22 protein-coding genes and 1 pseudogene are annotated in these 22,548 nt (G+C 69.7%); 2 read left to right on the top strand and 21 right to left on the bottom strand.

Translation table 11 applies throughout. The annotated features are described in order from the left end of the window. Window positions 1–714 precede the first annotated feature (714 nt). From FPZ41_RS31120 to FPZ41_RS31195, 17 genes are all read right to left on the bottom strand, one after another. Complete coding sequence (locus FPZ41_RS31120) at window positions 715–1,554, bottom strand: class I SAM-dependent methyltransferase (protein ID WP_152866964.1); 840 nt, start codon at window positions 1,552–1,554, stop codon at window positions 715–717. Between the two features lie 71 nt (window positions 1,555–1,625). Further along, window positions 1,626–2,105, bottom strand: a complete 480-nt coding sequence (locus FPZ41_RS31125; RefSeq protein ID WP_152866965.1) for a GNAT family N-acetyltransferase — start codon at window positions 2,103–2,105, stop codon at window positions 1,626–1,628. A 91-nt stretch (window positions 2,106–2,196) separates the two neighbouring features. Next, window positions 2,197–3,057, bottom strand: coding sequence for an LLM class flavin-dependent oxidoreductase (locus tag FPZ41_RS31130; protein ID WP_152866966.1), 861 nt, complete (start codon window positions 3,055–3,057; stop codon window positions 2,197–2,199). Window positions 3,058–3,097: 40 nt separating this feature from the next. Next, window positions 3,098–3,682, bottom strand: coding sequence for a dihydrofolate reductase family protein (locus tag FPZ41_RS31135; RefSeq protein WP_152866967.1), 585 nt, complete (start codon window positions 3,680–3,682; stop codon window positions 3,098–3,100). Between the two features lie 250 nt (window positions 3,683–3,932). Next, window positions 3,933–4,601: an OmpA family protein gene (locus tag FPZ41_RS31140; protein ID WP_152866968.1), complete on the bottom strand. Its 669-nt coding sequence runs from the start codon at window positions 4,599–4,601 to the stop codon at window positions 3,933–3,935. Window positions 4,602–4,604: 3 nt separating this feature from the next. Beyond that, window positions 4,605–5,198 carry a hypothetical protein gene (locus FPZ41_RS31145; RefSeq protein WP_152866969.1) on the bottom strand — a complete coding sequence of 198 codons (594 nt, stop codon included), beginning with the start codon at window positions 5,196–5,198 and terminating at the stop codon, window positions 4,605–4,607. 15 nt (window positions 5,199–5,213) lie between these two features. Next, window positions 5,214–5,828, bottom strand: a complete 615-nt coding sequence (locus FPZ41_RS31150) for a pilus assembly protein TadG-related protein (RefSeq protein ID WP_152866981.1) — start codon at window positions 5,826–5,828, stop codon at window positions 5,214–5,216. Continuing rightward, window positions 5,825–6,034 (bottom strand): hypothetical protein, encoded by a 210-nt coding sequence (locus FPZ41_RS47375; protein WP_194236268.1) that lies wholly within the window; start codon window positions 6,032–6,034, stop codon window positions 5,825–5,827. The genes FPZ41_RS31150 and FPZ41_RS47375 overlap by 4 nt, the downstream gene beginning before the upstream one ends. 111 nt (window positions 6,035–6,145) lie before the next feature. Beyond that, a complete protein-coding gene (locus tag FPZ41_RS31155; protein ID WP_152866970.1) occupies window positions 6,146–6,925 on the bottom strand; it encodes a response regulator in 780 nt (259 codons plus the stop codon). Beyond that, window positions 6,918–8,246 (bottom strand): sensor histidine kinase, encoded by a 1,329-nt coding sequence (locus FPZ41_RS31160; RefSeq protein ID WP_152866971.1) that lies wholly within the window; start codon window positions 8,244–8,246, stop codon window positions 6,918–6,920. Before FPZ41_RS31160 ends, FPZ41_RS31155 begins: the two co-directional genes overlap by 8 nt. Next, complete coding sequence (locus FPZ41_RS31165) at window positions 8,246–9,136, bottom strand: DUF5936 domain-containing protein (protein ID WP_322620943.1); 891 nt, start codon at window positions 9,134–9,136, stop codon at window positions 8,246–8,248. Before FPZ41_RS31165 ends, FPZ41_RS31160 begins: the two co-directional genes overlap by 1 nt. 47 nt (window positions 9,137–9,183) lie before the next feature. After that, a complete protein-coding gene (locus FPZ41_RS31170) occupies window positions 9,184–10,125 on the bottom strand; it encodes a type II secretion system F family protein (protein ID WP_152866972.1) in 942 nt (313 codons plus the stop codon). An 82-nt stretch (window positions 10,126–10,207) separates the two neighbouring features. Beyond that, window positions 10,208–11,548: a CpaF family protein gene (locus FPZ41_RS31175; RefSeq protein WP_152866973.1), complete on the bottom strand. Its 1,341-nt coding sequence runs from the start codon at window positions 11,546–11,548 to the stop codon at window positions 10,208–10,210. Window positions 11,549–11,581: 33 nt separating this feature from the next. Continuing rightward, window positions 11,582–12,019 carry a TadE family protein gene (locus FPZ41_RS31180; RefSeq protein ID WP_152866974.1) on the bottom strand — a complete coding sequence of 146 codons (438 nt, stop codon included), beginning with the start codon at window positions 12,017–12,019 and terminating at the stop codon, window positions 11,582–11,584. Between the two features lie 14 nt (window positions 12,020–12,033). Next, on the bottom strand, window positions 12,034–13,650 hold the full coding sequence (locus tag FPZ41_RS31185) for an AAA family ATPase (protein ID WP_152866975.1): 1,617 nt from the start codon (window positions 13,648–13,650) through the stop codon (window positions 12,034–12,036). Between the two features lie 60 nt (window positions 13,651–13,710). Next, entirely contained in the window at window positions 13,711–14,424 is a 714-nt protein-coding gene (cpaB, locus tag FPZ41_RS31190; RefSeq protein WP_152866976.1) for a Flp pilus assembly protein CpaB, read from the bottom strand. A gap of 166 nt (window positions 14,425–14,590) precedes the next feature. Next, entirely contained in the window at window positions 14,591–15,490 is a 900-nt protein-coding gene (locus FPZ41_RS31195) for a hypothetical protein (RefSeq protein ID WP_322620944.1), read from the bottom strand. A 356-nt stretch (window positions 15,491–15,846) separates the two neighbouring features. Here FPZ41_RS31195 and FPZ41_RS31200 point away from each other — a divergent pair, with 356 nt between their 5' ends. After that, window positions 15,847–17,538 (top strand): chitinase, encoded by a 1,692-nt coding sequence (locus FPZ41_RS31200; RefSeq protein ID WP_407698845.1) that lies wholly within the window; start codon window positions 15,847–15,849, stop codon window positions 17,536–17,538. 252 nt (window positions 17,539–17,790) lie between these two features. Further along, entirely contained in the window at window positions 17,791–19,356 is a 1,566-nt protein-coding gene (locus FPZ41_RS31205) for a substrate-binding domain-containing protein (RefSeq protein ID WP_152866977.1), read from the top strand. A 46-nt stretch (window positions 19,357–19,402) separates the two neighbouring features. Here FPZ41_RS31205 and FPZ41_RS31210 read toward each other — a convergent pair whose 3' ends face one another. The 4 genes and pseudogenes from FPZ41_RS31210 to FPZ41_RS31225 form a co-directional block, all read right to left on the bottom strand. After that, window positions 19,403–20,554, bottom strand: coding sequence for a CU044_5270 family protein (locus FPZ41_RS31210; protein WP_152866978.1), 1,152 nt, complete (start codon window positions 20,552–20,554; stop codon window positions 19,403–19,405). Further along, entirely contained in the window at window positions 20,551–21,213 is a 663-nt protein-coding gene (locus tag FPZ41_RS31215) for an RNA polymerase sigma factor (RefSeq protein WP_152866979.1), read from the bottom strand. Before FPZ41_RS31215 ends, FPZ41_RS31210 begins: the two co-directional genes overlap by 4 nt. A 92-nt stretch (window positions 21,214–21,305) precedes the next feature. Next, window positions 21,306–21,503: a hypothetical protein gene (locus tag FPZ41_RS31220; protein WP_152866980.1), complete on the bottom strand. Its 198-nt coding sequence runs from the start codon at window positions 21,501–21,503 to the stop codon at window positions 21,306–21,308. A gap of 9 nt (window positions 21,504–21,512) precedes the next feature. Then, window positions 21,513–22,313 (bottom strand): annotated as a pseudogene (locus FPZ41_RS31225) (helix-turn-helix domain-containing protein). Window positions 22,314–22,548: the final 235 nt, after the last annotated feature.

Genomic DNA, 22,548 nt, shown 5'->3' on the forward strand with positions numbered 1-22,548 from the left:
GGGGTACCTCTCGCCGCACAAAAAACGGGCCGGTCCGTGGGGGGGAGACGGACCGGCCCGAGGGGGGGGCTTCCACCATAACCCTTCGTAAGGGATGCTGCATGCATCGGCGTGAAACAACTACTCTCCGGAGTCGGCCGACGACGCGTGGATGGGCCCGGAAGCGTTCATTCAGGGGGTATCCATGGCTGGATCGCAGCGGATTCCAAGGCAATCAGGCGGCATCCGAAGGGATACAAGGGGTTTGAGTTCGCTTGTGCGCCACTCGACGACACGTTCCGGCACACCCCCGCACGGGTGAAGGGCGCGAGGTGCGCCCATTTGACGCCATCGTTGATGACACATCCATGACCACGTTCACGACGGCGGAGACGGGCGGTCCCGGTGCCACTGGAGGCCGTGAAGTCGGCGCGGGTTCGGGGTGCGGGGTACGGGACGTAGGGTGCGGCATGCGACCAGTGTCGAGCCGTCGCGCCCGGCCGGTGACGTGCCGTCAGCCCGGCGGCCACGACACCGCGCAGCCCCCTCCTCTGCGCGGTGCCACGCGCGCAGCTTTGCTCACGCGAATTACCTTGGTCTGAACTTATCGCTCGATGTGCGACTTGAGCGAGCGGCCCCCGATAACGATGTGGACACCGCGCGACTCCGGCCGGGACGAATGCGGTGAACTCGGGCGGACGTACGGGCACGTACGGGCCGGGCCCGGTGCGGTCGTCACCGGCCGGGTTTGCGGGCCTCGATGAGATGGCGGGTGCTGTGGGCCACGAACGGGCCCTCTGCCTCGATCCTCTCGTGCAGCGCGAGGAGTCGGGGCCGGTAAGCGTCCACAGTGAAACCGGGCACCATCCAGACGACCTTGCGCAGGAAGTGCACGACGGCGCCGATGTCGAGGAACTCGATCCGCAGTCGCTCCGCGCGCAGGTCGACCACCTCCAGCCCTGCGGCCTCCGCGTCCGCGCGCTCGCGGTCGGGGTGGCGATTGCCGCTCTGCTCCTCCGGCTGCGGGCCGAGGAAGTACTCGACGACCTCGAAGACGCTGCGGGGGCCCACGTGCTGGGCGAAGTACGTACCGCCCGGCTTGAGGACACGGGCGATCTCCGCCCACTGCGGGCTGACCGGGTGCCGGCTCGTCACCAGGTCGAACGCCTCGTCCGCGAACGGCAGCGGGGCGTCCTCGGGGCCGGCGACGACGGCGACGCCGCGCGGGTGGAGGAGGGCGGTGGCCTTGGCGACGTTCGGGGGCCAGCCCTCGGTGGCGACGGTGAGCGGGGCGAACGCCGGGGCGGAGGCCAGGACCTCCCCTCCTCCGGTCTGGAGGTCGAGCGCGGCGGAGGCGCGGGCGATTCGCTCGGCCATCGAGCGTGCGTACCCCCACGAGGGCCGCTCCTCCGTGGCCCGGCCCTCGAACCAGGAGAAGTCCCAGCCTTCGGTGGGCGCGGCCTCGGCCTCGGTGACGAGGGCCTCGAAGGTGCGCGGGGTCCGGGGCGTATGGGGGGTCCGGGGCGTACGAGGAGTGCGGGAGGTGCGGTCAAAGTGGTCGGCGGCGGCGGTCATGGGGGGATCCTCGCAAGGGCGGGATGATGGACGCGACTGAATTCGGGGCGATGACAGGGCCGGCCCGGCCCTCACTCCTCCAGGACCAGCAGGACGTGCTCGTCCTCGCCGTGCCGCACAGTGCCGGCGCGGCGGAAGCCGTGGCGCTCCAGGAGTCGGACCGAGGCGGTGTTGCCGTGGAACGGGTCGGCGTACAGCGGACGGTTCTGCTCCTCCTGGAGGAAGAGGGCCAGGGCTCGGGTGCCGATGCCCCGGCCCCAGTACCGGCGGCCCAGCCAGTAGCCGACGAAACGGCGACCGTCCTCCCCCCACCAGGCCATCAGGTTCCCGGCGGTTTCGCCGTCGACCGTGACCGTCCGCACGAGGCCGGTGGGGTTGCCGAGGATGCGCTTCGCCCAGTGGTTCATGAAGGCCTCGCGCTCCCGGGCGGGAAACCTCGAACGCCGCACCGCCTCCGCGTCCTGTTCGTAGGCGTGGAAGAGCTCCAGGTCGCTCTCCTGGACGCCCCGCAGCCGAATGATCTCGCCGTCGATTCCACCGTTGTCACTCATGCCCGGGAGTGTGTCAGCGGGCACTGACAACGACCGCTGACCTGCGCTTTCCGAAATCACGGGAGACTCGGGGGAAGTATCACGGGAAGTATCACGGGACCAGCGGGCGCACCTCGGTCGCCACGAACCGTACGAAGCCCTCCGGGTCGGGCTCGTCCGCCGTCGGCTGGAGGATCACCGTGTCCGCTCCCGCCTCCGCGAAGCGGCGCACGGCCTCGGCGACGGTGCCCGCGTCGCCGGCGACCCCCGAGGCCCGCCCCTCCACCGCCTGTTCGGCCTGGACACGGGCGGAGGCGTCCGGGCCGGTCGTCGCGAGGAGGTAGACGATCACCTTGTGGGGATCGGTGCGGCCGGCCGACTTCCGCCCCTCGTCGATGAGCCGGCGGGCGCGGCGTACGTCCTCCGGTGACGTACCGGCGGTCAGGATCGTGCCGTCCGCCGCCTCGCCGGAGAGCCGCAGCGTGCGCGGCCCGGTCGCGCCGGCCAGGAGCTCCACGCCGGGCTCCGGGGGCCAGTCGAGCGCCACGTCGTCCAGCTCCACGTAGCGGCCGCCGGTCGTGATCCGCTCCCCGTCGAGCAGCGCGCGCAGGGCCAGCAGATGCTCACGCAGCAGGGTCAGCGGCGACTCCACCCGCGCTCCGACCTGTCCCATCCAGTTCTGCACGCCGTGTCCGACGGCCAGGGTCGCCCGCCCCGGGAACAGCCGGTGCAGGGTGGCGGTCTCCATCGCGGTGACCGCGACGTTCCGCAAGGGCACGGGCAGCAGCCCGACCCCCACCCGTACGCGTTCCGTCCAGGCGAGGGCGGCGGACGCGGCCGAGATGCCCCCTTCCAGGAAACAGTCCTCCCACAGCCACAGCTGCTCCAGGCCGGTCTCGTCGGCGAGGCGGGCGATCGCACGCAGTCGCTCGGGGGGCAGTTGGGGCCGGAACACAGCACCGAGTCCAGTCATGATCCCTTCCCACCTACGGCCGCGGACCCGTACAACCGCATTACGCGTCCGCGGAGTCGGCGGGTTCGGCGCGCTCGTAGCGCAGCAGCACGACCCCGTTGCCGAAGGTCCGGTTCTCCAGCAGCCGCAGCGTCCGCCGGGTGTCGGACTCCGCGAACAGGGGCTTGCCCCGGCCGAGGACGACCGGGTGGACGTAGATCCGGTACTCGTCGACCAGGTCGTTCCGCATGAACTCGGCGGCGAGTTCGGCACCCCCGAGGGCCAGGTCACCGCCGTCCTGCGCCTTGAGCGCCCGGATGTCCTCAACCACGACGTCCCGCACGATCGTCGTGTGCCACTGGGCGTGCTGCAGGGTCCGTGAGAACACGATCTTCGGCATGTTCCGCCAGATCACCGCGAAGTCGGCCACGGGACCGGTGCTGTCCTTCTCCCGGTCGGCGGTCGGCCAGAAGTCCGCCATCAGCTCGTACGTCACCCGCCCGTCGAGGAAGGCGCCCATGGTCGCGAGCTGCTCGTTGAAGTGCGTGTGCAGTTCGTCGTCGACCATGTGCCAGTCGATCTCGCGGTTCGGCCCCTCGATGTAGCCGTCGAGGGACACGGACATCATCAGGATGATCTTTCTCATGGCGGCTCGCTCCTGGTCCCGCGCGCCGGTGGCGCTCCGACTCGTCGCTTCCGTACGTGCTCACTCCCGTACGTGCTCTCGCGTCTCCAGCATCGCGCGGTCCGGCCCACCGGGCGGGGACGCCGGGCCCGTACGCCGTGTGTGTCCGGACCTCGGCCGAGCCGGCGGTCGGGGCGCTGCGATCGGCCCTCCGCGTCCTCCCGGTCCTCCCGGTCCTCCCGGTCCTCCCGGTCGTCCGGGCGATCGTCCGTCAGCTCGGTTCGCCCCCGGCCCCGCTCGCGGTGCCCTTCCCGTCCTCGCTCGCCGTCGCGCCCCTCGGGAACGACACCTCCACGCGGCGGTTCTTGCGGCGGCCCTCCTCCGAGGAGTTGTCCGCGATGGGGTAGTCCTCGCTGTACCCGCGCACCTCGAAGGTGACGTTCGAGCCGAGGGAGCCGGCCAGTTGGTCGTGGACGATGTCCGCGCGCGCCTTGGACAGGGTCTTGCCGTGCTCGTACGAGCCGAGGTTGTCCGTGAAGCCGAAGACACGGACCGTGGTGGGCTTCTGTGCCTTGATCTCGTCGGCGATCGCCTGGATACGGGAGCGTGCCTCCGGGTTCAGCTTCGAGCTGTTCTTGGGGAACAGCACCTCCGCCTGGAGCGCGAACGTCACGTTCTGGTTCGTGTCCTCCCTGCGCTCCTCACCGCCGAGGTCCTCCACGACCGACTTGATGTCCAGCACCTTGGCGGACGCGAGCGTCGCGCCGTCCGCGAGCTTGAGTCCCGGGCTGTTCGCGTCCACCTCCGGGGGCGGTGCGCTGGTGACGGTGCCCGGGGGTTCGCTGGGGTCGTCGGCTGCGTACACCGGGGTGAGGGTGAGGGTGGCGAGTACGGCCAGCGCCGTGCAGGTGGTGGCGGTACGGGGCGTGAGGGCGGCCATGGGTCACTCGCCCTGGGAGAGTTCGACGGAGGCGGGGGGCATGGAGCCGACCTGGAAGTCGACCTTTGTGGTGCCGTCGGGTGGGGCGGGGAACTGGGCGAACCAGTCCGTGGTCTCGCCTGACTGGAGACCGCCGGTGAACTTCGTGCACAGACAACGCCCTTCCGTGTCGCGGAGGACGAGGTACCTCTTCTTGCCTGACTGGTCGACCAGGCTCGCGCCCGCAATCGAGCCGCCGTTCTTGACCAGTTCGCTCTCGTCACCTCGCCATTCCGCGGCCACCCACGGTTCGCCGGTGCCGTTTGTCACCGTCCCCTCGACCGTGACGAAGCCACCCTCATCACGGGCAGCCGAAGTGACCTTGAGCGTCAGGCCTCCGGCCTCGACCTCGGCCATCACCGACTCGCCGACGGGGGCCTGGGACTCATTCTTGTTGTCGTCCCCACTGTCGTCTGACGACTTCGAAGAGGACTTCGAGTTCGACGAGTTGTCGTCGTCCCCTCCGCCGCCGCAACCGGCCACCGTCAGGACCAGCCCGGTGGCGATCGTCACCGTGGTCAGGGCCGCGCGGCCCTTCGTGGTGTACCGGAACTTCATGGACACGGATTCCTCTCACTCGGCCAGACGCACAGAGAACATCGCGGACGCGTCAGGAAGGTCGTCCAGATCAAAATCTTCGGGGTCGATGTTCACCCGCTCGTCGTCGCAGACCAGCTCCACGGGTTTCGTGGGGTCCGCGTTCTCATCGAACTCGCAACGTGGCTGGATAACGGCGATGGCGTCGGCGCGCGCCTGCCTGTTCTCCGTTCCCGGGATGATCGAGTCACCGACGGTGTAGCTGGTCAGGACTCCGACCCGGAAGCCGGGATAACCGCCCGTCTGAGCAACGCCGAAATCATCGATGCTCGCGTCGTTCTCCGCGGCCAACTGCTGGGCCGCGTCATAGGCCCCCTCGTAAGGGACTCCTTCGTCGCCAGGCAGGTTCAACCAGTCCAGCCAGTTGTCGTCCGTGCCAATGACGTCCCCCAACTGGAGGATCAACTCATCGCGGGCCTCTTGTGCCGCCGCCAACGCAGCAGCGTCCGCTGCGGATTGAGCACCGTTGCGTGCGAAGGCCGCCTGGGCGAACGCGAAGAACGCGAACGCCGCGAAGAGCAGAATCGTCGTCAGCCAGATGTAGATGGGGAGCGTGGACCCCCGGTCGTCGACTGGTCGTAGGGCCCTCAGCCGCCGGTGACGTTGGTCACGGCTGTCAGGATCGCCTGCGAGATCGTGCCGTCCAGCCCCAGTCCATCGATCATCACGAAGATCCCCGCCACGATGATCATGATCCCCGCGTACTCCACGAACCCGGCCCCCGTGTCCCGCCCCTTCCCCCGCATCCGGGAGACAACGGTCCGCTTCCAGTCGCCGAACTTGCCGAACCTGCTCACGACGCCTGCCCTCTCGCCCGATGCCGATGACACTGCCGACCCCAGCACCGTACGTGAAAAACCGCATACTCCGGGTGGGCCCTGGGACCCAACTTCTGCCCCTGACCGGATTCATCCACTCCACCCCTCCCGAGCAGTCCCGAGCCAGTGAGCAATCGCTTCGCTCCGCGAGGAACTGTGCAGCTTCGCGAAGATGCGGTTGATGTGGTTCTTCACGGTCTTCTCGCTGATGAAGCAGGCGGCGGCGATCTGGCGGTTGTTCATGCCGGACGCGATGAGGTCCATCACCTCCACCTCCCTTGAACTCAGACCGAAGGCCGGACGGTCGGGGACGCGGCGACGGAGTCGTGCCGCGACTGCGGATCGAGCCTTCGACGACTGTGCCACAACCAATTGCAGCTGCGAAGTGGGTTCATGACTTTCGTGTGAAGGTTCGTACGAAACACCGAACGGAGATGAGACACCGGCAGGGGCGGGGACGCGCACCGACGGCGAGAGCGTGGTCAAGCCGTACTTCAAGTCCCTTACCGAGGCGATCAGTTCGGGCGCCGTGAACTCACCGTGGACCAGATAGCCGGTCGCGCCCCGGCGCAGTGCCTCGGCCACGACCTCGGGTTCTCGGCTGTACGTCAGCATCATGACGGTTGCCAGCGCGGCGAGTTCGGGCAAGGCGGTCAGGCCGTCCGTGCCGGGCATGCGGACGTCCAGCAGGATCACGTCCGGGCGGCAGTCGGCGGCCCTGCTCACCGCTTCCTCGCCGTTCGTCGCGTCGGCGACGACCTCGATGTCGGGGTGCGCGCCGAGCAGCGCGGCGAGGCCCGCGCGGACGACCGGGTTGTCGTCGGCCACGAGGACGCGGAGGGGCGGGCCGGGAAGTGCCTGGTCAGGCATGGACGGCCTCCTGTCGGGGGGTTTGGGGGGTGGGCAGCGGGAGGTCGATCGTGATCTCCGTACCTCCCGTCGCGGGTCGCGTCACGTGCAGTCGGGCGCCGATCCTCGCCGCTCGTTCCGTCATGCCCAGCAGCCCGAAGTGGCCGGATCTGGCCGCCTGGTTGACGGTGAAGGCGGGCGGCAGGCCCACTCCGTCGTCCGTGACGCGGAGACGGAGGGCGTCGGCGGAGTCCTCCACCTCGACCACCACCTCCGTCGCCTGCGCGTGGCGGTGCGCGTTCTCCAAGGCCTCCGAGACGATCGCCAGAAGGTCGTGGGTCTTCTCGCACGAGAGCGGAGGGGGCGTAGTCCGCGTATGCCGGAGCCGTGCCGCGAGCGATGTGCGAGAGGTGAAGTCCTCGGTCCGTGCGCTCAGTTCGGTCAGCAGGTCCACGGGCTGCGGCGTCGTCAGGTCCGTGTGGTGGCGCAGGTCCGTCAGGACGTCGCGGGACTCCGAGGCCGCCCGGCGGGCGGCGGCCGCCACCAGCGTGGCCTGCTGCCCGAGTACCTGGGGGTCGGCCGCCCGGTCCGCCGACGTCGCCAGCGCCTCCGCCGCCAGCGCCAGGCCGTGCAGCGTCTTGGCGACCGAGTCGTGCAGTTCGCGGGCCAGGCGGGCGCGTTCGGACTCCACCGCCTCCGCCACGGCCAGGCGGGACGTGGCCTCGGAGAGCGCCTGGGTGGCCGTTCCGAAGCGGAACATCAGGTTGCGCAGGGTCACGCCGACGATGCCGGCCGCGATGCAGAAGCCCGCGATCAGGAGGGTGCTCGTGCCGGCGCCGGGGCGGTGTTCCCAGGCGCGGTACACGGTGAGCAGGACGGCCAGTTGCAGGCCGGTGAAAAGTCCGGCGCCGCGCCAGCCGTAGAGGAGGCCGGACAGGAGCGGGGTGCAGACCGTGGCGTAGGCCAGGGGGGACGCCGGGGACGCCGTCAGGAGCAGGACGGCACCGAAGAGGAGGTCCAGCGCCATGAGGGTGGGGTGCGCGAGGACGCGGGGGCCGAAGCGGTCCCAGTCCCTGAGCATGGCGTACGAGCCCATGGTGCCGAGGACCCCGGCGGTGAGGACGGCGTAGCGCGAAGGGCTGTCCGTGGTGTTGGCCATCGCGAAGGGCGTACCGATGACGAGCAGGGCGAGGCGGACGGCGAAGGTCTGGCGGCACAACGCCTGCAGGGCGCTCAGTTGCAGGCGCAGGCTTGCGGGAGCGGGCACGTCGTCGGCCAGGTAGCCGCCGGGGGTTCCGCCCGGCCGGTGCCCGGAACGCGGCTGGAGCAGACGGCTTCTCATCAGCGGCCCAGGATGTCGCCGAAGTTCGTGCCCGAGCCGAGGAACATCCCGGTCGCGATGAGGATCATCGTCGCGGGGAGCATGAAGACCAGGGTCACGAGGGTCGCCTTGGGGATCGTCTTGGCGGCGCGGCGGCGGGCGTTCTGGGCGTCGGTGCGGCGCATGTCCGTGGCGAGCTGGATGAGGGTCTCGGCGATCGGGGAGCCGAGTTCCTCGCCCTGCTGGAGCGCCGAAACGAACTGGGCGACCTGCTCGGAGGAGTTGCGCTTGCGGAGCTCGTCGAAGGCCTGGCGGCGGCTGACGCCCATGTCCATCTGGCGCAGGGTGATGCGCAGTTCGTCGGCCCAGGGTCCTTCGTATTTCTCCGCCACCCGGTCCAGTGCCTGGCGGAAGCCGAGGCCCGCCGAGACGACGACGGCCAGGACGTCGAGGAAGTCGGGGAGTGTGCGGTCGATGACGTCCTTGCGTTCGCGGATGGCCTGCCAGATCAGCGCGTCGGCGGCCAGCACGCCGAAGGCGAAGGTCCCGAGGGCCAGGAAGAGCTGGCCGTTGGTGAGGAAGACCAGGCCCATGAAGAGGCCGAAGACGCCGTAGACGGCGCGGCGGGCCGCGTACCTGTTCAGGGTGAGGCCGCCCGGGTTGCCGGCCATGTCGATGCGGCGGCGTTTCGCGTCGACGCGGCGCGGGCCCATCAGGCGCAGGACGAGGGGCGCGAAGCGCATGCCGATACGGTCGACGGCCGAGCCCGCCTTGGAGACGCGGGTCGCGCCCACCTCCAGGGCGAGGGCCAGGTCGCCGGGGAGCTTCGCCTCCGCGCGGATCATGCGGATACCGAGGAACATGCCCGCGACCGAGACGGCCGTCAGGAGGGCGAGCAGCAGGGGCAGCACCGTAACCTCTCCTCCCCTCTCATCCTTCGAATCTCATATTTCGATTCTCATACTTCGATCTTGCCCAGGCGGCGGATGACGAAGAAACCGACCGTGTAGAGGCCCAGCGAGATCAGGACCAGGGCCTGGCCGAGCGGCGATCCGGTCACACGGGCCAACGCGCCGTCGTTCGAGGAGTTGATCAGGACCAGGGAGCCCAGGCCCAGGAACGGGACCGTGAAGGCCGTGGCGTTGACCTCGGAGAGCATGGTGCGGACCTCGCGGCGGGTCTCCTTGCGGTCCTCCAGCGTCTGGGTGAGGTTGCGCAGGGAGCTGACCACCGAGCCGCCCGCCCTGTTGGACAGGACGAGGGTGGTGACGAGGACGATCAGCTCACGGGACGGCAGGCGTTCGGCCAGCTCGCCGAGTGCGTCGTCGATCGAGCGGCCGAGGGTCAACTGGTCGGCGACCCGGGCCAGTTCCTCGCCCGCCGGGGCCTCCAGCTCCTCCGCCGCCAGGGCCAGTGCCGTACGGAGGGCCAGGCCGGCGGCCGTGGCGTTGGCGATGAGCCGTGCCACGTCGGGGAGTTGGTTGATGAACGCCTCGATGCGTTTCTGGCGCTGCCAGTTCAGGAAGACGGCCGCGCTCCAGATGCCGACGAGGGCGGCGATCGGGCCGAAGAAGGGCGCCAGGGTGGCGGCGGCGATCAGCCAGAGGGCGATGACGACCGCGGCGACGTACGTGGCGAACTCGCCCGCCGTCAGGTCGAGTCCGGTGGCGGACAGGCGCAGGTTGATGGTCCGGCCGAGGCGGGTGCGGCGCAGGCGTCGGTCGATGCTCGTGAAACGGCGGACGCGGCCGCCCAGGGTACGGGCGGGGGCGGTGCCGGCGAGACGGTCGACGAGGGCCTGGCGCTGGGCGCGGCCGGAGGCGAACGTGTGCACGCCCGCGACGGCGAGGGTGCCGCACAGGATGGTGGCGCCGAGGGCCAGCAGGGAGGGGTTGTTCATGCCGGGCACCCCTTCGAGGGCTCGTACGCCTTGAATGGCTCGTACGTCGTCATCGGCTCGTACAACGGCTCGGGCGTCCTCGTCATCCGATGGCCTGCCTGGTGGGAAGTGCGTCGAGGGCCTCGGCCACGCCGAACGCGGGCGGCAGTGGTTCGTTGGCCACGTAGAGCTTCTCCGCGACCTGGCGGGGCAGCGGGAGGTGCTCGAAGTGGCCCTTGACGACGCGGTCCGCGCCGAGGGGCTGCGGGACGAAGCGCGACACCGTGGCGATACGGAACTGTTCGCGGCCGTGCGAGACGAGCAGCGCGACCTCCGTCACCTTGCGGGAGCCGTCCGCGAAACGGGTGAGCTGGACGACCACGTCGACGGCCGAGTTGATCTGGTCCTTGAGGGCCTCGAAGGGGATGAGCACCTCGGACATCGAGCCGAGGGTCTGGAGCCTCATCAGGGCGTCCTCGGCGGAGTTGGCGTGGACGGTGGCGAGGGAGCCGTCGTGGCCCGTGGACATCGCCTGGAGCATGTCGAGGGTCTCGCCGCCTCGGACCTCACCGACGATGATGCGGTCGGGGCGCATACGGAGGGAGTTGCGGACCAGGTCGCGGATGGTGATCTGGCCCTTGCCCTCGATGTTCGGCGGGCGGGACTCCAGGGGGATCACGTGCTCCTGCTGGAGCTGGAGTTCGGCGGAGTCCTCGATGGTGATGATGCGCTCGTGGGACGGGATCAGGCCGGAGAGCGCGTTGAGGAGGGTCGTCTTTCCGGTGCCCGTACCGCCGCTGACGATCACGTTGAAGCGGGCGCGGACGAACGCGGCGAGCAGCATCAGCATCTGCTCGTCGAGCGAGCCGAGGCCGATCAGCTCGGGGAGCGTGTACGCGCGCGGGAAGCGGCGGATGGTGAGGGTCGGGCCGGAGAGGGAGAGCGGCGGGATGATCACGTTGACGCGCTCGCCGGTGGGGAGGCGGGCGTCGACCATGGGGTTCGACTCGTCGACGCGGCGGTTCACGGTCGAGACGATGCGCTCGATGGTCTGCATGAGCTGTTCGGTGGAGGCGAAGCGGAGGGGGAGCTGTTCGACCCGTCCGGCGCGCTCCACGAAGATCGAGTCGGGGCCGTTGACCATGATCTCGGTGATCGAGGCGTCGGCGAGGAGGGGCTCCAGGACGCCGAGGCCGAGCGCCTCGTCCACGACCCTTCTGATCAGCTGGGACCGCTCGGCGGACGAGAGGACCGGCCCCTCACGGCTGATGATGTGGCCGAGGACGCGCTCCAGGCGGGCCCGGCGTTCGGCTGCCGCCAGGCTCGACATCTCGGCGAGGTCGATCTCCTCGAGGAGCTTGGCGCGGTAGACGGCCACGAGGTGTCCGTCCTCGCGTCCGGCTCCCCCCTCGTCGGGGGTGGCGATACGGGATCGCAGGCTCATCTTCTTGGTCAGCTCCTCTCGGGGGTACGGGGTTCAGACGCCGTCGTTGTCATTGGGCATGGTGACGCTGCGCTCGATCGGCGGGACATCGAACAGGGGGATGACGGAGGGGACATTGACGACGACCGTGGCGGTGACGGTGTCGCCGCCTCCTCCCCCGGGTTCGACAACAGGGTCCAGCCATTGACTCGCCGCCGCCTGGCCTGCGGCACCGCCTGTGCCGGGGTTCAGGGACTCGGCCCGAGCCGCAGCCCGGGCCGCCGTACCCGCCTGATTGACCCCGTACCCGATGAGCCCGAGCTGGATGGCCGCCATCCCGACGAGGAGGAGGATCGGCAGGAACCCGGCGAACTCCAGGATGGAGGCGCCTCGGTCGCCTCGGACGCCTCGGTCGTTCCGGCGGCGGCGCGTTGCCTCCGCCGGGGGCGGGTTCTCGCCCCCGGCGGTGCTGGGGCGGCGGGGCCGTGTCATTGGCCGGGGCCGTGTCATGACCCGTCCCCTTCCAGTGCCGCCCCCGCCTCGCCCGTGACTTCCCAGCCCGTGTCGAAGCCCGGGAAGAAGACCGGGACCGGGGCGATGACCGTTGCCTTCATGACCGTGCCGTCCGAGTCGCATCCGATGAACGCGCCACTCCAGGCCCCCGGCAGGTTCTTGCTCCCCGCGTCCTGGCACGCGCCCGGCACGTCGCCCTGGACGGCAGCCGCCGCCGTAGCCGCCCGTGCGGCCTCGTCCGCCGCGTTCCCCGCGAGCGAGTACGTGTAGCCGTACAGCACGCACTGCCACAGGATCGCCATCACCACGAGCAGCAGCGGGAACATCCCGGCGAACTCCAGCGTCACCGACCCCCGGTCGCCGCCCTTGCGCCGTAGCACCAGCGCGCCCCGGTCCGAGGCCGGCTTACGGCGGCGGCCGCCGCCTCCGCCCTCGTGGGCCACGACCAGTTCCAGCTCCGCCGCCAGCGACCACAGGGCCTGCTTGACCGTGGACTTGGCGTCGAGGTCCTGCAACCGCCCCGCGTCGACCACCGACTGGAGTTCCTTGAAGGCCGCCGGGACGGTGACCCGCGCAACCCGCGTGCCGGTGACCTTCTCCACCAGCGACGGCTGGATCTCCGTGCCCCGGGAGTGGCGGTTGACGACCGTGAGGGTCTCCTCCGCCTTGCGGATCTGGAGGCGGTCCCAGAGGCGGACCATGCGTTTGGCCGCGCGGACCGCGACGACGTCGGGGGTCACGAGCAGCAGCGCCTGGTCGGCCGTCTCCACCGCCGCCGCGGTCGCCGCGTTCATCTGGGAGCCGCAGTCGACGATCACCACGTCGTGCCGGGCGCGCAGCGCACCGAGCACCTGGCGGGCCACCCGGTCGGTGACCTCCTCGCCGCGCTCGCCCTCGGCGGGGGCCAGCAGCAGGGCGAGGCCCGTGTCGTGGGCGTAGACCGCCTCCTGGAGGACGCGCGGGTTGATGTCCGTGATGCCGGCCAGGTCGGCGACCGAGCGCCGGAACTGGACGTCCAGGTACGAGGCCACGTCCCCGGACTGGAGGTCCAGGTCGAGCAGCGCCACCGTACGGCCCGACGCGCGTGCCGCCAGGGCCAGTTGGACGGAGGTCAGCGTCGCGCCGACGCCGCCTTTCGCCCCCGTCACGGTGACGAGCGTGCCGCCGGGTCCCGCGTACAGCTCCGGCGCACCGCTGCCGAGGTGGCGCCGCATGCCGGCCGACCAGGAGGCGGCGGCCTGGACGCGTTCGGCGAGGGCTTCGTAGCCGAGGGGGACGGTGACGATGCCGCGGGCACCCGAGTCCATGGCGGCCGTGAGGACACCCGTGCTCGTGTCGGCGGTGATGAGGACCACCCCGACCGCCGGGAAGCGCAGGACCAGGTCGCGGATGAGGTCGAGCGCCGGGACCGGGCCGATCCGTTCGTGGATGAGGACGACCTCGGGCAGTTCGTCCAGGGAATCCGCGGCCAGGCGGGCGAGGGAGTCGAGCAGCGCGGTCGAGTCCGGTACCGGGGCGGCCGGTTCTGCGTCCGCGAGCTGGCTCAGCAGGGTGCTCAGGGCGCGGGCCGAGTCGATGTCCCCGACGGCGGGGAGGATACGGATGGTCATCGGCCGAACCTCACCCGGGCGTACGCCGGGACCCCACGTACTGACCTCATGCGCGGCCTCCTACTTGTCCTCGTCGAGGGTGTACGTACGTTCCGAGGGCGCCACGCTCGTGGTGTCGCCGCCCGCGACCAGGGCGAGCCGGACGTGTTCGGCGAACGACTCGGCGTACGCGACGCGCTGGGCGTCCGCCGTGTCGAGCGCGAAGGTGATGGGGACCGCCTCGGTGGCCGTACGGCGGCGGTCGTTGCCGGACTGGTTGGCGTCGAGCGGGGTGAGCTTGCCGACGTCGAGGACGCGTGCGTCGGCGACGATCAGCTTGGACTGGTCGGCGCCCCTGTCGTTGTTGGCCTCGAAGGTGGCGAAGATGTTCACGCGGGAGCCGGGGTTGATCTTTCCGGCGACACCCGTCGACGCGTCGATCATGATCGCGATCTCCTGCTGCCCCGGATCGAGTTCGGGCCGGTCGACGATCATGTCGGTCTGGAGGAGGGACCCCTTCTCCAGCTTGTTGACGGCGATCTTCCCGCGGATGTCGCCGAGGTCGGTGACGGCCGTGTCCGAGAGCCACCGCTCGGGCATCGACACCTTCTCGAACTGGCGGGCCGACAGCTCCTTGTACGGCGCGATGTCGTCCCTCAGGCGGTACGCCGTCACCTCCGGCCCCACCTTGGAGTCCACGTCACGGATCACCGAGAGCACCCCGGCGAACGCGGCGAGGGCGCACAGGGCCGAGAGGACCAGCAGGATGACGCCACGGCGCTGGCGTGAGTTCATGACGCGGACAACCTCGATCGGGGGCGGGGGGTGGACGGGGTCAAGCGGCCTTGCTCGCTATGGAAGTTGTCTTGCTGGGGAGCTTGTCCAACTTGTTTTGCCGGGGAACTTGTCCAACTTGTTTTGCTGTGGAAGTCGTCTTGCTATGGAGTTGTACGGAGGTGACTCACGTGGCGCCTCGGGGGAGCGCCCGGATGGCCGCCCGTTGAACGGCGGGCAAAGAAGTCGTCAGCGGTGCCGCGCAGAATCCGCAGCGGTCGCCGATGAGTTCGAGCCCGCACCAGTGGCAGGTCTCCCGGCGTACGGACGAGACGAGCTGATAGAGCACGGACACGTCGTACAGTCCGGCGGCGAACTCGACGAGCTTCCCCGTCCCCCACCAGCGGGCGGACTCCGCGGGCAGCGGCACGGTGGCCACGCCCTGCACCTGCCAGGCGGGCGCGAGCGTCGAGGTGACCCAGTCGGAGGGCGGCTGCGGCCCGTTGGCCACCAGCAGCCGCGTACCGAACTCCGGCCCGGCGAGCTCCTCCTGGCCGACGCGGACGAGCCCGGGCCGCGGGTTGGCCAGTACGGCGAACTGTGCGCCCGGCACCCATGACTTGGCGTGGGACTTCAGGGACACCGGCACCCGGTCGAGCTTGGTGACGGAGCCGAGGAGGGCACCGGCGTAGATGTAGTGGGCGAGGAGGCGTGCCGAGGAGGCCAGCACGCCCGGGCTGAAGTCGCACACGGACAGCTGCCGCAACTGCTGGGACAGCAGGGCGATCCCGAGCGGCGGCAGGTCGATCCCGAGCAGGGCGATCCGGTCGCTTTCGAGCACGGAGCGGACGGCGTGCAGCCGCTGGGCGGCGGACCTCCCGGCGGCCCCGGCAGACCCGGCGGCCCCGGCCCTCTCTGCGGAGGCCGAGTAGAGGGCGATCACATACCCGTGCTGCTCGATGAGCGCGTGCATCCCGATGAGGGAACTCTCCAGCGTGTCCTGCGGCTGGACGGAGGCGGGCGGGGTCTGCCGGTCGTGCGGCGGGAGCACCAGATCGGAACTGGTGACGGCTATCGCGGTCGGCACGCTCGACACCACCCCGTTCTGACTGCGGCGGGGTGGTCGACCACCGCCTCAGACCGCCCCTGTGACGTCCTGTGACGTCCTTCTGCATCCTCTTGCACAGCACCATATCCACGGCATGGCCCGCTCAACACCGAATCTCCTTGATCAACCCACGGAAAGTACGGCGAGTCCCACACAGAGTGAGACGCATGTGCCCCAACTGTGCACTGGCGTACGGAGTTTGAGGTCTGGCGAGAAACCTTGACAGCTCGATTGGTCTGGACCAAATTATAGGTCCAGCGGTGGCCACCCTGACGGATCCCCACATCCACTCCCCACGGGAGGCATCAGTGCACCGCACATCACGCGTACCAGGCATACCCAGACGCCGTCGGCGGACCTGGGCGGGAGCCCTCGCCGCCGTCCTCGCCGCGTCCGGCCTCGCCCTCACCGGCGCGGGCCAGGCATCGGCCGCGGACGTCAACAACGCCAAGAACGCCGGCTTCGAGTCCGGTCTGACCAACTGGACCTGCTCCGCGAACAGCGGTACGACCGTCTCCTCCCCCGTCCGCACCGGCTCATCGGCCCTCAAGGCCACTCCGGCCGGACAGGACAACGCCCGGTGCGTCCAGACGGTCGCGGTGAAACCCAACTCGACGTACACGCTGAGTGCGTGGGTGCGCGGCGGATACGCGTACCTGGGCGCGAGCGGCACAGGCACGACGGACGTGTCGACGTGGACCCCGGACACCACGGACTGGAAGCAGCTCACGACGACGTTCACCACCGGCGCCTCCACCACCTCGGTCACCCTCTACACGCACGGCTGGTACGGGCAGGCGGCGTACTACGCGGACGACGTGTCGGTGTACGGCCCGGACGGCGGGGGCGGCGGCGACCAGCCGCCCACCATCCCGTCCGCCCCGGCCGGCGTGACGGTGTCGGGCTCGACGTCGTCGTCCGTGTCCCTGGCCTGGAACACGGTGTCGGGCGCCACGGGCTACAACGTCTACCGCAGCGGCACCAAGGTCCAGGCGGTGACGGGCACGTCGGCCACGGTGACCGGGCTCGCCGCCTCCACGTCGTACACCTTCCAGGTCACGGCGACGAACGCGGCGGGTGAGTCCGCGAAGTCGGCGACGGTGACGGGCACGACGACCACGAACCCGGGTGGCGGCAGCGCGCTCCCCAAGCACGCCGTGACCGGCTACTGGCAGAACTTCAACAACGGCGCGACGGTCCAGCGCCTCGCGGACGTCCAGTCCCAGTACGACATCATCGCGGTGGCCTTCGCCGACGCGACCACGACACCGGGCGCCGTGACCTTCAACCTGGACTCGGCGGGCCTGGGCGGCTACACGGTCGACCAGTTCAAGGCCGACATCAAGGCCAAGCAGGCGGCCGGCAAGAAGGTCGTCGTCTCGGTCGGCGGCGAACGCGGAACGGTGTCCGTCAACGACGCGGCCTCGGCCACGAACTTCGCGAACTCGGTCCACTCCCTGATGCAGACGTACGGCTTCGACGGCGTCGACATCGACCTGGAGAACGGCCTCAACGCGACGTACATGACCCAGGCGTTGCGGTCGCTGTCGACGAAGGCGGGCCCGTCGCTCGTCCTCACGATGGCGCCGCAGACCATCGACATGCAGTCGACGTCGAACTCCTACTTCCAGACCGCGCTGAACGTCAAGGACATCCTGACGGTCGTCAACATGCAGTACTACAACAGCGGTTCCATGCTGGGCTGCGACGGCAAGGTCTACAGCCAGGGGTCGGTCGACTTCCTGACGGCCCTGGCCTGCATCCAGCTGGAGGGCGGCCTGGCCCCGTCCCAGGTGGGCCTGGGCCTTCCGGCGTCGACCCGGGGAGCGGGCAGCGGTTACGTGGACCCCTCCGTGGTGAACAACGCACTGGACTGCCTGACCCGGGGAACGAACTGCGGCTCCTTCAAGCCCTCGCGCACGTACCCGGACCTGCGGGGCGCGATGACGTGGTCGACGAACTGGGACGCCACGGCGGGCAACGCCTGGTCGAACGCGGTGGGGCCGAAGGTGCACGGGTTGCCGTAGTGCCGGAGTGCCCTTGATTCCGCAGTGGCCGTAATGGCCGTAGCAGCCGGCATGAACGAGAACCGATCCGCGCCCCGGTCCGGAAACCGGGGCGCGGGACGGTGAGCCTCACATCAGGCGAACAACACGTGTCGTACATGACTCCGAGATGAATTCACGTCGGAGGATCCCGGTACGTATGGCAATACGTCATCTCCAGTCGTCACCCTGGGCTCCCCTGTTAACTACTGAGTGCATCAAGGGAGTTCGGCGATGGACTTGCCCGGTTTCGACACGATGGTGGCGCTGCTCAGCATCGCGATACCCGTGCTGGCCTTCGTGTGGGAGTTCTTCGTCGGCGGCCTCAAGCGGCTCGGCTACCGGATACAGATGGACACGACGGCCACGGAGGCGGCCCAGTCCGCGGACGCCGGGGTGCTGCGGGACATGCAGCAGAACGGGGCGCCGCTGACCGACCCGTCGTTCGTCCTGCTGCGGATAGAGAACACCGGCTGGACCCCGATCGTCACGGATGACTACCTGACCCCGAACGACGACCCGGTGGGTATCAGGGTCAGGTTCCCGCACCGCCGTGTCGCGGGCACGGTGGTGACCGAGCTCAGCCAGCCCGCACTGCGCGACTCCTTCGTGGGTGACAGCTTCGGCGTCGAGCAGGGCGACGGGGTCATCAAGCTGCCGAAGGTGAAGCTCAACCCCCGCGCCCACTACAAGGTGCTCGCGGTCCTCGAACGCGAGCCCGGCTACGAAGCGGAGACGTTCCCCGACCCGGAGGTCGTCGCAGGCCTGGTCGGCGGTCGGGGTGGCGGCCGGATCAGGTTGCGCAAGACCGAGGGCCACGTCTTCGCCTCGAAACCGGCGCAGGCGTTCATGGCTCTCGTGGTGCTGGTGTCCATCACTCAGGCCTTCCTCACCTTCACCAGGGACGAGCCCCGGCCCGCCCCGCTGGACTGCGCCGGCGGCACCCTGCACCTGCACGGCTCCACGGCCTTCGCGCCCGTGGTACTGGAGGCCGCCAAGCAGTACCAGGAGACCTGCGAGGCGAAGGGGGTGAAGATCGTCCCCACCGAGGCGGGTGACTTCGAGGGCAGCGGCGACGGGCTCGAAGCGCTCAACGCCGCCGGAGACAAGGTGAAGCTGCCGGGCAGCAAGGGACTCGGCGACCGCCTGACCTTCAGCGACGGCCGTGCCGAAGGCAACCGCCCCCGGCTGCTGCCGAGACCCGTGGCCCTGTCCTTGTTCACCTTCGTCGTCAACAAGGACACGGGCGTCCAGAACCTCACGCGCCAACAGCTCAAGGACATCTACGCCGGAGAGATCACCAACTGGTCCAAGGTCGGCGGCAACGACGTGCCCATCCACCTCGTCAGCCGCCGCAGCGGCTCGGGCACCCGCGTCACGCTCGTCCAGCGCGTCCTGGACGGCCGGCAGATGCCGCAGACCACCGTGGACGACTGCACCGCGCTCGACCCGGACAAGTACGGCCGCTGCGAGGTCGGCGACACCGGCACCATGCTGGACAAGGTCGCGACCATCCCCGGTGCCCTGGGCCACAGCGAGGTGGGCCGGGCGGACGGCCGCGAAGACCTCTTCCCGGTCCGTATCGACGGCCAGCAGGCGACGCTGGAGGGCGTTGAGCAGGGCACGTACCCGTTCTGGCAGACCGAGTACGCCTACACCTTCGGCGAGCCGCCCGCCGACTCCATCGCCGCGGCCTTCCTCCGCTACCTCGCCAACGAGGTCGGCAAGGACGTCCTGCGTTCCCACGGCAACCGGCCCTGCTCCGAACTGGAGAAGCCGCTGCTGTGCGAGCCGACGTGAGCTGACCTGCCCGAGGCGGTGCCTGTCCCGGGTTCCGGTGCGGGTGTCACTCCGATCCGGAACCGGGCCGCTGACGGTATTGGTCGACGACGGCTCGCTTCAGGATGGCGGACTCCCCCAGGACCGTTCCCTCCTTGCCCGTCTGGCTGTCCTTCGTCAGGTAGGTGCGTTCGCCGAGGTAGGCGAGGGTGCCGCGGTCGAAGATCCACACGGTTGCCCAGGAGGACCGCTTGTCGACGCGGCGGATACCGACACCGTGCCGACCCGCCGGATCCACCGCGTCCTCGACCCGCTTCACCCCGGGGATCTTCGCCGCGGCCTCGTACAGCGCGGCGGCGGTCCGCGGCGGCATGACGTTGCCCAGCAGTTCACCGATCTTGTCGAAGACGACCTGCGCCTCCTCCTTGCCGTCCTCCTGGACCCCCTCCTTGGTCAGGCGGTAAAGCTCGTCGAGCAGTTCGTCCGGGTCGGCGGGCAGGGAGGCCAGCCACTGGTAGGTGGGGCGGTCGATGCCTGCGGGGGTGCCGGGCGAGCCGGGCGGCAGCAGCTCCCTGAGCGGGGAGTAGCCGCCGCCCTCGTAGAACAGCGCCAGCTGTTTCACCGGGCCCGGCTCCTGCGACCACCACGCCTCCCGCTCGCTCAGCCGCCCGGGCTCGCACGAGCCGTCCTCCTGGCACTCCGCCCCGGCGTCCAGGCTCTTGATGTAGACCAGCTGGTCGTCGCGCACGGGCGTGGCCTCCGTCTTCGCGGCGACGTCGGCGATGCGGTCGAGCAGGACCACGGCCGTCTCACTGTCGGACGGCTCAACTCCGTAGCCGGAGTCCATGTTCGTGACGAGGCCGACGGTGAGCGCCCCGGCCAGCGCGAGGGCCACGGTGGGTACCCACACCGCGGGGCGCAGCAGGCGGAGGCGGGGCCCCGTCGTGTGCGGGATCTGGGGTGGCGACTGGGTCTGGTCCTGGGGCTGCGCCTGGTCCTGGTCCTGGGGCTGTGCCTGCCCGGACGCCTGTCCGGGAACGGGTGTACGGCTCTGGTCGTCGTCGATGAGCTGCATCAAACGGTCCTTGTGGTGGGAGTGGCGACCAGGAGGCAGGTCCCGTTCGGGTGGGGCCGGAAGCAGTCGGATCAGCTCCTCGTGCACCTCTTCCCCACGTTTCTGACGCTCGGTCCGGACCGGCCCGGAGCCAGCGGCGTTCATCGGGATCCCTCCTGAATCTCCTGGAACGGAAGGGCCGCCAACGCGGCCTCACCCGGTAGCTCTCCGCGACGACTCGTCGGTTCCGTGTTTTTTCCGCGGGTTCCTGACGTTTCCTCCCGCAGCCGCTGGTCGGTCAGCTTCCACAGCCGTGCCCGCGCCCGGGACAGCCGCGAGCGCACGGTTCCCACCGGGACACCGAGGGCCTGGGCCGCCTGCGCGTAGTCCAGCCCGGACCACACGCACAAGGCCAGCACCTCCCGCTCCCCGCGCCGCAGGCGGTCGTACACCTGCCGCACGGCGGCCAGTCGGCGAGCGTCGTCGAGGCGGCCGGCGCTCTCCTCGGCGAAGTCCGCCACCGGGTCCGGTGCGGGGCGGCGGGCGAGGAAGGCCAGGCGACGGCCGAGACCCCGGTTGGCGTTGCGGGACTTGTTGGTCGCCATGCCCAGCAGCCACGGCTTCAGCGAGCCACCGTCCGGCTCCAGTTGCTCCCGGGTGCGCCAGGCGTCGAGGAAGGTTTCCGCCATCACCTCCTCGGCGGTCGACCAGTCGCCGGTCAGCCGGAAGGCGTGGTTGTAGACGGTGCGCGCGTACTCCTCGTAGATCTCCGCGAAGGCCTCCCGGTCACCCGCCCGTATCCGCGCACGCAAGCGATCACTCATGTCCTATGCACCTCACACACCTCACACCCTGGGCTCTCCGCAGAGTGCGGGCGGTTCCGGTGACGTGCGCCACAGGGGTGGCCGGGGTGGCCTCAGAGCAGGTGATCCGCCTTCCCCGCCTTGATGTCGAGGATGAGCGCACGGAGCGCTTCACGGCTGTCGGTGACGTAGGCGTCCTCGGCGCCGGCTATGGCGATGTAGGCGTTGCCCTGAAGGTCGGTGCCGAGGCGGAACCAGGAGTTGCCCTCACCGCAGAAGGGCCCTTCCCACGTGATCGTCGCATTTTCCATCGGGACTCCTCAAAGGCTGTTGGCGATCTCACGGATGAAGTCGCGCGACGCCGCCGGAGACAGCGCGATGCGCTCCATCCAGTCCAGATGGGCACGGTACTTCGCCAACTGGGCCTCCGCGTGAAGGAAATCAGGCCCGTGAGAACTGTCGATCTGCACGGTGTCGAGCTGCGCGACCGGCCCTTCCGCATACACCACGGTCTGCCCGGCGCCAGGGAACGCGCCCGCCTCGAAAGGGATCACCAGCAACATGACGTTCTCCTGCTCCGGCTTCTTCAGCAGATGGCCGAGCTGGGCGCGGGCGACCGCACGCCCGCCGAACCGCATCCGAAGCGAGGCCTCGTGGACGATGGCAACGAAGCCAGGTGGATTGTCATCGTCCAGTACGTGCTGCCGTTCAACCCGGTGGGCCAGACGCAGAGCAATCTCCTGCTCGGGCAGCTGTGGGACCACGACGCGGAAGACGGCGAGTGCGTGGTCCGAGGTCTGCAGCAGACCGGGCGGCAATATCCAGCAACCCTTGAGGCAGAGAGCCCCGGTACTTGTCCCACCACCCCTTCTGGCCGGGCTGAGCCATCTCGGCCAACGCGTCCACGTATCGCTCGTCCTCGCATGCGCAATTGCAGGCGAGCGTGCGTACCCGCTCCGGGCTGATGGCCCGCACCCCGGACTCGATATGCGAGATCTTTCCCGATCCACGCCGAGCAGCCCGGCCGCGTACTCCGCGGAGACACCGGCTGAAGTGCGCACCTTCCGCACCTCGATGCCCAGCCGCTTCTGGCGTTCTGTGGGCGATGTCCTTGCTGCCATGCCGTTCCATCCCCCTGCGGTCGCGCTCAGTCTTCCGCTTGCCCGTACGACCGAGCCACGATCGTGCGCAACTTTCACCAGCAGGGGCCAAATTAGCCCCAGGGGAGACGAGCCACCGACTGCCACCGAACTGCTGACCTCAGAGCTGGTCTCCAACGCGGTAAAACACTCCGCCGGACCCGCCACCATCAGACTCCACTCCCACCCCGACGCCGTACGCATCGGAGTCATGGAC

Source organism: Streptomyces acidicola, assembly GCF_009377235.1.
Classification (GTDB): domain Bacteria; phylum Actinomycetota; class Actinomycetes; order Streptomycetales; family Streptomycetaceae; genus Streptomyces; species Streptomyces acidicola.

Excerpts from the sequence above, each read along its gene's own strand:
- FPZ41_RS31180 (WP_152866974.1), bottom strand. The coding sequence starts at position 12,019 with ATGACACGGCCCCGCCGCCCCAGCACCGCCGGGGGCGAGAACCCGCCC.
- FPZ41_RS31215 (WP_152866979.1), bottom strand. The coding sequence starts at position 21,213 with ATGAGTGATCGCTTGCGTGCGCGGATACGGGCGGGTGACCGGGAGGCC.
- FPZ41_RS31125 (WP_152866965.1), bottom strand. The coding sequence starts at position 2,105 with ATGAGTGACAACGGTGGAATCGACGGCGAGATCATTCGGCTGCGGGGC.
- FPZ41_RS31220 (WP_152866980.1), bottom strand. The coding sequence starts at position 21,503 with ATGGAAAATGCGACGATCACGTGGGAAGGGCCCTTCTGCGGTGAGGGC.
- FPZ41_RS31170 (WP_152866972.1), bottom strand. The coding sequence starts at position 10,125 with ATGAACAACCCCTCCCTGCTGGCCCTCGGCGCCACCATCCTGTGCGGC.
- FPZ41_RS31145 (WP_152866969.1), bottom strand. The coding sequence starts at position 5,198 with ATGAAGTTCCGGTACACCACGAAGGGCCGCGCGGCCCTGACCACGGTG.
- FPZ41_RS31210 (WP_152866978.1), bottom strand. The coding sequence starts at position 20,554 with ATGAACGCCGCTGGCTCCGGGCCGGTCCGGACCGAGCGTCAGAAACGT.
- FPZ41_RS31140 (WP_152866968.1), bottom strand. The coding sequence starts at position 4,601 with ATGGCCGCCCTCACGCCCCGTACCGCCACCACCTGCACGGCGCTGGCC.
- FPZ41_RS31130 (WP_152866966.1), bottom strand. The coding sequence starts at position 3,057 with ATGACTGGACTCGGTGCTGTGTTCCGGCCCCAACTGCCCCCCGAGCGA.
- FPZ41_RS31135 (WP_152866967.1), bottom strand. The coding sequence starts at position 3,682 with ATGAGAAAGATCATCCTGATGATGTCCGTGTCCCTCGACGGCTACATC.
- FPZ41_RS31205 (WP_152866977.1), top strand. The coding sequence starts at position 17,791 with ATGGACTTGCCCGGTTTCGACACGATGGTGGCGCTGCTCAGCATCGCG.
- FPZ41_RS31185 (WP_152866975.1), bottom strand. The coding sequence starts at position 13,650 with ATGACCATCCGTATCCTCCCCGCCGTCGGGGACATCGACTCGGCCCGC.
- FPZ41_RS31120 (WP_152866964.1), bottom strand. The coding sequence starts at position 1,554 with ATGACCGCCGCCGCCGACCACTTTGACCGCACCTCCCGCACTCCTCGT.
- FPZ41_RS31155 (WP_152866970.1), bottom strand. The coding sequence starts at position 6,925 with ATGCCTGACCAGGCACTTCCCGGCCCGCCCCTCCGCGTCCTCGTGGCC.
- FPZ41_RS31160 (WP_152866971.1), bottom strand. The coding sequence starts at position 8,246 with ATGAGAAGCCGTCTGCTCCAGCCGCGTTCCGGGCACCGGCCGGGCGGA.
- cpaB (WP_152866976.1), bottom strand. The coding sequence starts at position 14,424 with ATGAACTCACGCCAGCGCCGTGGCGTCATCCTGCTGGTCCTCTCGGCC.
- FPZ41_RS31175 (WP_152866973.1), bottom strand. The coding sequence starts at position 11,548 with ATGAGCCTGCGATCCCGTATCGCCACCCCCGACGAGGGGGGAGCCGGA.